The organism is Anaerolinea thermolimosa, from assembly GCF_001050195.2.
Taxonomy (GTDB): Bacteria; Chloroflexota; Anaerolineae; order Anaerolineales; family Anaerolineaceae; genus Anaerolinea; species Anaerolinea thermolimosa.
Map to the genome: position 1 here is coordinate 3,105,177 of NZ_DF967965.1, position 9,634 is coordinate 3,114,810.

Annotated in this window: 8 protein-coding genes; 2 read left to right on the forward strand and 6 right to left on the reverse strand. The window is 59.0% G+C overall.

The genetic code is table 11. The features are described 5' to 3' along the window. Positions 1–98: 98 nt before the first annotated feature. The 5 genes from pyrH to ATHL_RS13990 form a co-directional block, all read right to left on the reverse strand. Positions 99–815: a UMP kinase gene (pyrH, locus tag ATHL_RS13970; protein WP_062195115.1), complete on the reverse strand. Its 717-nt coding sequence runs from the start codon at positions 813–815 to the stop codon at positions 99–101. Positions 816–876: 61 nt separating this feature from the next. Next, the gene (gene tsf, locus ATHL_RS13975) at positions 877–1,479 is read right to left on the reverse strand and encodes a translation elongation factor Ts (RefSeq protein WP_062195119.1); all 603 of its coding nucleotides are present in this window, start codon (positions 1,477–1,479) and stop codon (positions 877–879) included. A gap of 69 nt (positions 1,480–1,548) precedes the next feature. Continuing rightward, positions 1,549–2,427 carry a 30S ribosomal protein S2 gene (gene rpsB, locus ATHL_RS13980; protein ID WP_062195129.1) on the reverse strand — a complete coding sequence of 293 codons (879 nt, stop codon included), beginning with the start codon at positions 2,425–2,427 and terminating at the stop codon, positions 1,549–1,551. Between the two features lie 232 nt (positions 2,428–2,659). Continuing rightward, positions 2,660–2,935: a co-chaperone GroES gene (locus tag ATHL_RS13985; protein WP_062195120.1), complete on the reverse strand. Its 276-nt coding sequence runs from the start codon at positions 2,933–2,935 to the stop codon at positions 2,660–2,662. A 27-nt stretch (positions 2,936–2,962) separates the two neighbouring features. After that, positions 2,963–3,217 (reverse strand): glutaredoxin family protein, encoded by a 255-nt coding sequence (locus ATHL_RS13990; RefSeq protein ID WP_062195122.1) that lies wholly within the window; start codon positions 3,215–3,217, stop codon positions 2,963–2,965. Between the two features lie 143 nt (positions 3,218–3,360). Between ATHL_RS13990 and ATHL_RS13995 the strand changes: the two genes are divergently transcribed. Beyond that, positions 3,361–5,604, forward strand: coding sequence for a hypothetical protein (locus ATHL_RS13995; RefSeq protein ID WP_162787721.1), 2,244 nt, complete (start codon positions 3,361–3,363; stop codon positions 5,602–5,604). A 15-nt stretch (positions 5,605–5,619) separates the two neighbouring features. Further along, positions 5,620–6,252: a hypothetical protein gene (locus ATHL_RS14000; protein WP_062195125.1), complete on the forward strand. Its 633-nt coding sequence runs from the start codon at positions 5,620–5,622 to the stop codon at positions 6,250–6,252. 167 nt (positions 6,253–6,419) lie between these two features. Here the strand turns inward: ATHL_RS14000 and ATHL_RS14005 are convergent. Then, positions 6,420–9,634, reverse strand: a 3,215-nt coding sequence (locus tag ATHL_RS14005) for a transglycosylase domain-containing protein (RefSeq protein ID WP_062195127.1), incomplete at its 5' end; no start/stop codon positions are given.

The following is a 9,634-nucleotide window of genomic DNA, read 5'->3' on the forward strand; positions in this document are numbered from 1 at the left end:
TGATGGCGTAACCCTGGTAATTCGCCAGGGGGCAGCCCTCATTCCTGTTCCTTCACCATTGTTTTACCAATACTGGAACGATCACACCCGCCCTGGCCTCACTCAGCCACCAGTGTCCCCACCGGCTCCCCTTTGAGAGCGCGAGAGAGTGCGGTTTCATCCCAGAGGTTCAACACCAGGATCGGAAGTTTGTTATCCATACACAGGGTGAGCGCCGTGCTGTCCATCACCTGCACGCGTTGATTGATCGCATCCATGTAGGTGATGGTTTCAAAACGCCGGGCGTTCGGGTTGGTCTTGGGGTCACTATCGTACACGCCATCCACCTTGGTGGCCTTGATGAGCACATCACAACATAGCTCGGTAGCGCGCAAAGCCGCCGCCGTATCGGTGGTAAAGTAAGGGTTTCCCGTTCCACCCCCCAGGATCACCACCCGGCCCTTTTCGAGATGGCGGATGGCGCGCCTGCGAATATACGGCTCGGCCACCGAATGCATTTCAATCGCCGATTGCACCCGCGTCACCACACCCAGTTTCTCAAGCGCATCCATGAGCGCCAGGGCGTTCATCACGGTGGCCAGCATCCCCATATAATCGGCGGTCGCCGGGTCCATACCGCTGTTTTGCCCCACCCGCCCGCGCCACAGATTGCCTGCGCCGATGACGATAGCCACATCTACCCCCATCTCACGCACATCGCGCACCCGGCGAGCGATGTCGAGGGCGTTCTGAGGGTTGATGCCAAACCCTTCTTCACCAGCCAGGGCTTCTCCGCTCAGCTTGAGCAAAATCCGGTGGTATTTCAATCCATCCATTTCATCTCCTTTGGCGTGATTGAAAAAAAGGCCAACCCTTACGGTTGGCCTTTCGAAACCATTAACTGGATGCTTCTCCAAGCTCCCAGCGGACGAACCGCCGGATGATGATGTTTTCTTTCAACGCCACAACCAGCTCATTGTAGAGGTCCTGAATGGTGCGAGCCTCATCGCGGATGTACTTCTGGCGCATGAGCACAGCCTCGTCCTTGAATTTATTCAAATAACCTTCCACAATGCGCGGGATAACGGCCTCGGGTTTTCCCTCTTCACGGGCACGGGCAGCTGCAATATTCGACTCGCGCTCCAGCACCTCGGCGGGGATATCCTCCTCTTTAATGTACTGAGGAGAGGCCGCGGCAATTTGCAACGCCAGTTCATGGGCAAAATGCCGGAAAGAAGCTTCGCGGGCAACGAAATCGCTCTCGCAGTTGACCTCCACCACCACGGCCACACGGCCATTCCCGTGGGAATACACCTCGATCACACCTTCCGACGCCGTGCGATCGGCGCGCTTGGCGGCCTGCGCCAGGCCCTTCTCGCGCAGGTAATCTACTGCTTTTTCGTAGTCTCCACCGGCCTGCTCGAGCGCCTTGCGGCAATCCAGAATACCCGCACCGGTCGCTTCGCGTAACTGTTTAATCATCTCGGTTGTAATTGCCATTTTCTCAATCCTGTCTACCCTGAAAAATCCATTCCTGCGGCACGGTTGTCGAGTTCGCCGCTGTGCGGCTTACTCTTCATCCACCTCTTCTTCGAGCTCTTCCACCATATCCGGGCTGACACGCGGGCTTAACTTGGCAAGCGTCGAAGAACCCAGCAAAGTGCTGTCATCTTCCTCTTCTTCCAGCAGGCTGGTGCGGCGCACTACAGACGCAGCTTCGCCTTCCAGTAAGGCCGCATCGCCCTGTTCAGCCTCTTCCTTGCGATAAGCGCGCCCTTCGAGGACGGCATCAGCAATCTTACCCACCAGCAATTTGATAGCGCGGATGGCATCATCGTTCGAGGGAATGACGTAATCCACCCCGCTCGGGTCACAGTTTGTATCCACCAGCGCCACCACAGGGATATTCAGCTTGTTAGCCTCGCGCACCGCGGTTTCTTCCCGTGAAACATCCACCACGAAGAGCAGATCGGGGAGCTTTTTCATATTGCGGATGCCCCCCAGGCGAATATGAAGGCGGTCAATCTCACGCTGGATCAACAACCCTTCTTTTTTGGTCAGGCGGTTGATCTCCCCTGAATCGCGCATTTTTTCCATGCGGTCGAGCTCAAGGATACGCTGGAACATCGTCACCCAGTTCGTGAGCAAGCCGCCCATCCAGCGCTCGGTGACGTAGGGCATTCCACAGCGGATGGCCTCTTCCTTTACCGTTTCCTGGGCCTGGCGCTTGGTGCCCACAAAGAGCACCGTGCCGCCCTGCGCCACGGTATCGCGCACCAGATTGTAGGCCGTATTGAGAGCTTTAACCGTCTGCTGAAGATCAATGATGTGGATGCCATTGCGCTCGGTGAAGATGTACGGGCGCATCCTGGGGTTCCACTTGTTGGTGCGGTGCCCAAAGTGGACGCCGCTCTCCAGAAGTGCCTTCATGGAGATTACAGTAGCCATTCGATTCACTCCTTGCGTTTTTTCTTCCGCAGCCTTCACTCATTCTCCTCACCCCGTCGGCGAGGCACGCAGAGAATGTCGGGCCGCGTGCTTGATAGATTTCGCCTGCCAGATAGCAAGCCGCTGAATTCTACCATAAAAAAGAAGGAATCGTCCAGAAAATTCTACAAAATAAAGCAAAATGCCCCGCACACCGAGCGCATGTGCGGGGCAACACCATGTAAATCGGAGCTCAATTCTTCAAACGGGCAAGAATATCGTTGCAATCCATTAACAGATACTCTACCCCGTCAACCTTGAACTCGGTGCCGGTGTACTTGGCAAAGAGCACCTTATCATTCACCTTCAGTTTAATGGCCTCATCATCCCCGATGGCCACCACAACCCCGGTCTGAGGCTTTTCCTTGGCAGTTTCAGGCAGGTACAGCCCGGAAGCAGTTTTTTCACCCTGCTCCAGAGGTCGAACCAGTACCCGGGCACCCAGCGGTTCAATCGATACGTCACTCATAACTTCCTCCAATCAGATCAATGTATTTTACAAACCCAGAAACCGATCAATTTTCGGGCGGTCAAAGCCCACTACAATTTTTCCACCAATATCCAGCACCGGCACTCCCATCTGCCCGGAGCGGCGCACCATATCCCGGGCAGCAGCAGGATCGCGGCTCACATCTACCTCTTTGAAACGAACCCCCTTCTCCCGCAGGTAACGCTTGGTGGCGTTGCAGTAGGTGCAGGTGGGAGTAGTAAAGACAATGACACGTGGTTGTGGTTTGCTCGTTTCCGTCATAACGCTATTCCTCCGACCGGTAAAATAATGCTGTTGAGAATCTGATCTTTAGATGCAACAGGCGCTAAAAAGTTGCATGACCTCCCCCCGGTTATGGCGTATTTCCCTGCATCAGACAGGGTAGATTTGTTTATACTATGCGTATGAATGCCCGGAGTTCGGTGGTGTTTCATCCGGGAGAGGCCAACACGTTGCCTCTACCCCTGGGGCGCTTTTTGCCTCCCCTGCCTGAGGGGAGCGTCGCAAGCTGGCTGCGCGAATTTCACGAGCCTCCTGGATGGGTAATCGACCCCCTCAACGCCACCCCGGCCCTGGCGTTAGAAGCCGCACGGGCAGGTTACCGGGTGGTGGTCGCATCGAATAACCCGGTGCTCTCCTTCCTTCTTGAAACCCTTGCCTCAGCACCGCGCAAGGAAGACTTTCTCGCTGCGCTGGCCGCACTGGGTGCAGCCCGCCGTGGAGAAGAGCGGCTGGAGCTTCACCTGCGTGCCCTTTATCAGACCACCTGCGCCACCTGTGGCGGGGTAACCCAGGCACAGGCCTTCCTCTGGCGGCGTGGCGAACCGACCCCTTATGCACGGTTGTACCGCTGTGAACACTGTCAGGAACAGGCCGAACGCCCCCTCGCCGAGGACGACCTGGAACGCCTGAAGCGCATCGGGAACATCAACCTGCATCGAGCACGGGCACTTTCGCGGGTGGCAGACCCTGAAGACGAACATTACGACGGAGTGAGAGAGGCCCTCTCGGCCTATCTGGATCGCCCCCTCTACGTGCTCTCGACCCTGATTAACCGACAGGAAGGCCTTGCCCTCTCGCCAGAGACGCGCCGCTGGTTGCAGGCACTGCTGATCAGCGCCTGTGACGCGGCCAGCGCCCTCTGGCCACACGGCGTCGGGCGCACACGTCCGCGGCAGCTGGGGATGCCTGCCCAGTTCCGCGAGAACAACCTCTGGCTGGCCATGGAAGAAGCCATCGCCGTCTGGAGTGCGCAACCCGGGGCTGTGCCTCTCGTCCACTGGCCTGAACTCCCCCCGCCCGGCGGTATCAGCCTGTTTACAGGGCGCGCCCGTGGGCTTATTCCCCTGCCGGAACAGATCAACCCGCTCGTTATCCTGACGACCTTCCCCCGCCCCAATCAGGCCTTCTGGACTCTCTCGGCCATGTGGTCAGGCTGGTTATGGGGGCGCGAAGCCGCTCTTCCGTTGCGCGCCCTGTTAGAACGCAAGCGCTTTGACTGGGCCTGGTACGCCAATGCCATGGTCAGCCCATTCATTGCCCTGGCCAAAGCCTTACCGTCAGGCACGCCCCTCATCGGGCTGATTCCCGAAGCCACGGCGGGCTTCCTGGCGTCCATCTTCACTGCCGCCGAAACTTCTGGCTGGAACCTGCAGGGGCTGGCATTGCGTGAAGATGAAGAGATGGCCCAGGCTCTCTGGTATACCGGGCAAATCCCGCACCGCTCTTCTACCGGAGAACCATCCCAGGAAACCGCCTTTTCTGAGGGCATGCGCGAAACCCTGGCAGGGCGCGCCGAGCCCGCCCCCTATCTGCCGGTATATGCGGGAGGGTTATGCAACCTGCTGCAACGCGGAGAAGTGCCCACTAACCTCACTGCTGGAGAGCTGGTCACGCGCATTCAGGCACTGGCCGGGCGGGTTTTTGCCAGCCGCACCTTCATTTTCCGCTTTGAGGGGTCATCTCAGGAAGAAGAGCGCAGTCTGTGGTGGCTCACCGATCCCCCGGCTGACCTGGAAGAACCTCTGGCCGATCGAGTGGAGCGAGAGGTGATTCGCTCTCTGCAACGTGAGCCCGGAATATCCCGCCGGGCCCTGGAAGAACACCTCTGCCGGTTGTTCCCCGGCCTGCTTACCCCGCCCGCCGATTTAATCACCGCCGTTCTGGAATCTTACGCCAGTGAGCTCCCCGGAAGCCCCGGCCACTGGCAGCTCCTCCCGCAGGAAGCTCCCGCGCGCCGCCGCGCTGACCTGGAAGAGGTGCGGCACCTGCTCCTTGAGCTGGGCAGCCGCATGGGCTTCACCGCCTCGGGTGAACTCCCCCTGGTGTGGACTCCGGCCACCTTCGGACAGGTGTATTTCTTCTACCCGATGGCCTCCAGCCTGGTGAGCCGGTTCGTTCTCGGCAACCCTCCAGGGCCGGTGCGTCAGTGCGTGATGGTCTTCCCCGGCGGACGGGCAAGGCTCCTCAGCTTCAAACTGCGCCGCGACCCGCGCCTGGCCAATCTGCTCAAAGGCTGGCACCTGCTGAAGTTCCGTCACCTGCGCCACCTGGCTGAACGCCCCGATTTAACCCCCGAAGTGTGGGAGAACCTGCTCGATGCCGACCCGCCCTTCTTTGAAGAAGCCGAACAAATGCGCCTGCTCTAAAAAAGGAGAACCTTCATGCCCGACCTGCTCATCCTGCAAAAACGAATTCTGGTCGATGCCTCCCCGGTGCTTTACGACCGCCCTCTCACGCCAGAGAGTTTTCTCGAAGGCTGGGAGGTTCACAATGCACACTGGGAAGTTCACGATGGCGCTTTCTGGGGGATGAACCCCCATCCGGCGCCGGGGGTCATCTTTACCCGTCAGGGATTTCCGGGCAATGTGCTGGTGGAATGCACCGCGCGCGTGCTTTTGCCCTCCACCCACGATATTGACGTGATGTGGAACATGAGCTGGGACACCGAAAAAAACCAGCGCGGCCCGGCCTACGTGGCGGGAGTGCAGGGCTGGTGGGAAGGCAAAGTGGGCATCGAAAAATCCCCCGAATACCGGTTGATTGCAGCCGCGCCCTGCCCCTGGTTCGAGCCTGAACACGATTATCACATCCAGGCGGGCAGTGTGGACGGGCACTGCTTTCTCTTCGTGGATGGCGTCCTGCGTCTGGAACTGCTCGACCCCCACCCCATCGACTCTTCCATTCACAACCGCATCGGATTTGAGGCCTACCAGAGCATGATCTGCGTGCGAGATATTTCAGTACGGCAGATCATCTGGGAACCTCGCCCGCTGAGTTACCCGCAGGAATTTTAACGAATAAAGGGCAGGGCTGTCTTTACCACATCCAAAGACAGCCCTGCCCCAAATCTCAGAAGATCGGCTTAAAACTCAGCCACTGCCACCCAATAGAGCCACAGTTGGGCCTAAACGCATATCACCCCTTGTAGAAAAAGCATACAAGTATAGCGCTCAAAAGAATCTTATCCACCGCTGGTTGGCGACGGCGTGGGAGGAACAGGCGTCTCAGAAGGGAGCGGGGTGAGTGTGGGTGTGGGCGTCAGAGTCGGCGGCGGGGTAGCCGAAGGAGTGACGGTAGGCGTCGGGGTGGGCGTAGGCGCCTGAATCTTGAGGTGAATGCGTTTTTCGGCATACCGCCCGCTGGTGCTTTCCATGTAAATCCGCAGGGTGATGTTCCCGCGCGGCACATCATCCAGGTTCCACGAGTAAATCCGGTCTGGTTGTTTCACCGGGTTGGTGGCATCTTCGATGAGAGCCTTCCACTCACCCGGGTCATTCCCCGGCCCCCATTCCAGCCGGAAACGACGGAATTCAGCGCTGGCATCGACCACCGCGTAAATGTCAAACGGGCTGGTGAGAATCGCCTGGTCTTCCGTCAGACCGGCAAAGTAAATATTAGGCCGCGGATCTTCAGCCCGGCATTCGCGCTCGGGCACAAAGAAAATGGTGTCATTGAAGCCCACACTGCGCGCCCACTCCCGCCCCTGATCGGTTTCCAGAATCCACTTCTTCGCCCAGGGATCGCTCACATTGAGAGCAAATTGATCACTGGTGAACCCGGAACATTGCGGCGAAGCCCGCAGGCCGGTCCACGTATCAATATTGACCTTCTTCCAGAGGTCTTCTTCTTTGGAAGGGGGGAGCTGATCGGCGGCAAAAACCTCCGTACGCTGAGCAGGGCACCATTCCGATGGCTCGGTGCCCGAAATAGCACAAACCACCCGCTCCACAATATTCGCCGGACGAATGAAGGGGGTGGGGTTCCCGCCGGTTAAGCTTTGCTCGGCAAATTGCATGAATTGCGACCAGATCGGAGCCGCACCGGTGAGGCCAGAGACCCCTTCCATGGGGGTGTAATCTGCATTCCCCACCCATACGCCCACGGCCACATCGGGAGTGTACCCGAGCGTCCAGTTATCGCGAAAATCGTTGGTGGTGCCGGTCTTGGCCGCCGCCGGGAAGGGCAGGGCCAGCACCGAATTGGCTCCAAACATGGGGGTACGTGCCTGGTTGTCGGAGAGAATCGAGGTGATCAGGTAGGCGTGTTCCGGGCGAATCACCTGCTCGCCGGGAGGCTGCCTGTATTCGTAGACCACATTGCCCGCGTAATCCACAATCTTCGTAATCGCCACCGGCGGCACCCGCCGCCCGTTGTTGGCAAAGGTGGCAAAAGCGGAAGTCATCTCAAGGAGGGTCACCTCGCCCCCACCCAGGGTGAGCGAAAGCCCGTAATCATCGCGCGTAAGGGTGGTAATCCCCAGCCGGCGGGCCACAGGGATGAGGCCATCGTAAATACCCACGAATTGCAGGGCCTTCACCGCCGGAACGTTATAAGAATTGGCCAGCGCCGTGCGCACCGTGACCGGCCCGTGGAATCGACCATCATAATTGACCGGCTTGTAGGGTGGGCGGTTATCGCTGGGGTTCCCCGAGGGCGGAAATTCGCTGGGCACATCCCAGATCAAGGTAGAAGGCGTCCAGCCTTTCTCGAATGCCGCCACATAGGTAATCGGCTTGATCGAAGAACCCGGCTGGCGCGGCACATCGGCCATGTTGATCTGCCCGGAAATCGCCGCATTGTCAAAATCTGCCGAGCCAACCATGGCCAGAATTTCCCCCGTTGCCGGGCGGATGGCCACCAGTGCGCCGTTCTGCACGTTCAGGTTGCTCAATGAGGCCACCTGCTGACTGACGATCTGCTGCGCCTGATCCTGAAGGCCGGGGTCGAGCGTGGTATACACCGTAAAACCCGAGCGGTAAATGGTCTGGGCGTCGTAGCGCTCCTCAAGCAGTGACCGGATGTAATTCACCCAGTGTGGATACCGGTAAGTCACCACGGGTGGTCGGAAAGAATACGCCTCGATCTCCTGCGCGGCGCGCGTGGCCGCGGCGGCATCCACACACACCGGCTGCACATTGTTGGAAACCTCAATGCAGTTTTTTTCCCGGCTGAGCTGATACATCAACACCAGCACCTGCTTGTGGCGGCGCAGGGTCTCTTCGCGGTTGGTGTAGATGTTGTACACCGAGGGCGCCTGGGGGATGCCCGCCAGGAACGAGGCCTGGGCCAGGTTAAGTTGATCAGCGGTGGTGTTGAAGTACGTCTCCGCGGCAGCCTCGATACCATACGCCAGATTGCCGTAGTTGTTCTCATTGAGGAACAGCTCAAGGATTTCATCCTTGCTGTAGCGCCGGGTAAGCTCGGCCGCCAGGACAATCTCGCGCGCCTTACGCTGGTAGGTACGTTCGGCGGCTTCTTCAGGCTCCAGAAGCAACATTCGGGCAAGCTGTTGGGTAATGGTTGAAGCCCCCGAGACCACCTCGCCGCTGGTGTAATTCTGCCAGAGGGCACGCGCAATCGCCAGCGGATCGAAACCAGGATGGTTGTAAAATTCCTTGTCCTCGGTGGCGATGGTGGCAGCGATCACATAGGGAGAAATTTTCTGCAGGGGAACATAGGTACGGCGCCCGGCATTGGGATCGAGGATTTCGTAAAGGACATTGCCGTTGCGGTCGAGGATGCGCGTCGTCTCGAAGTGTGAGGCGCGCTCACGCAGTGTTGATACATCGGGCAGGGTGCGGGCAATGGAAAAATACTGAAATACCAGGAAGGTGGCCGCCGCCCCGAAGACCAGGATCAGCAGAATCAATCCAATGAGCACCAGGCGGAGCAGACAACCCAGGCTCCGCCGCCACCCCGAACTGCCTGCTCCGGCGCGCCCCTTCGGAGGGGTAGCTGACGGCGGAGCATAAGAAGCCGGTGGGTAAAACGGAGGAACTGGCGCAGGGGGTTGCGCGCCCATGCGGCGGCGTGGAGGGACAGACGATGGACGGGTGGCCTGTGTGCCCGGCCCGCTGGTGTATTGATAGGCAGAGGGCGTCACCCGTGTGGAATCGGGATCAGTTTCTTCTACCCGGTGCGGCAGGATAGAGGCATCTGTCTCATAGAACGGTGGAATGTGAGGTAATTCTTCTCCCGGGGTTGACCGCCGTGCCGCAGGTGGAGTGGCATCAGCTGGAGAAGGAATCGTGCGGTCATCAAAAGGTGAATTTCGCAGGGGATCTTGCGCGGCCAGATCGCCGTACCAGCCGCCGGTGCGCTCGGGTTCTCCCGTCGGGTGCCTGGCAGGCGGAGTGGCATCGGGCTCGGGGGCAGGCTCCGGCGGGGGCGGCAGGG

Bases quoted from the DNA above. Each gene is read 5' to 3' on its own strand.
- ATHL_RS14000 (WP_062195125.1), top strand. From the start codon at position 5,620: ATGCCCGACCTGCTCATCCTGCAAAAACGAATTCTGGTCGATGCCTCC.
- ATHL_RS13985 (WP_062195120.1), bottom strand. From the start codon at position 2,935: ATGAGTGACGTATCGATTGAACCGCTGGGTGCCCGGGTACTGGTTCGA.
- rpsB (WP_062195129.1), bottom strand. From the start codon at position 2,427: ATGGCTACTGTAATCTCCATGAAGGCACTTCTGGAGAGCGGCGTCCAC.
- ATHL_RS13990 (WP_062195122.1), bottom strand. From the start codon at position 3,217: ATGACGGAAACGAGCAAACCACAACCACGTGTCATTGTCTTTACTACT.
- ATHL_RS13995 (WP_162787721.1), top strand. From the start codon at position 3,361: ATGAATGCCCGGAGTTCGGTGGTGTTTCATCCGGGAGAGGCCAACACG.
- tsf (WP_062195119.1), bottom strand. From the start codon at position 1,479: ATGGCAATTACAACCGAGATGATTAAACAGTTACGCGAAGCGACCGGT.
- pyrH (WP_062195115.1), bottom strand. From the start codon at position 815: ATGGATGGATTGAAATACCACCGGATTTTGCTCAAGCTGAGCGGAGAA.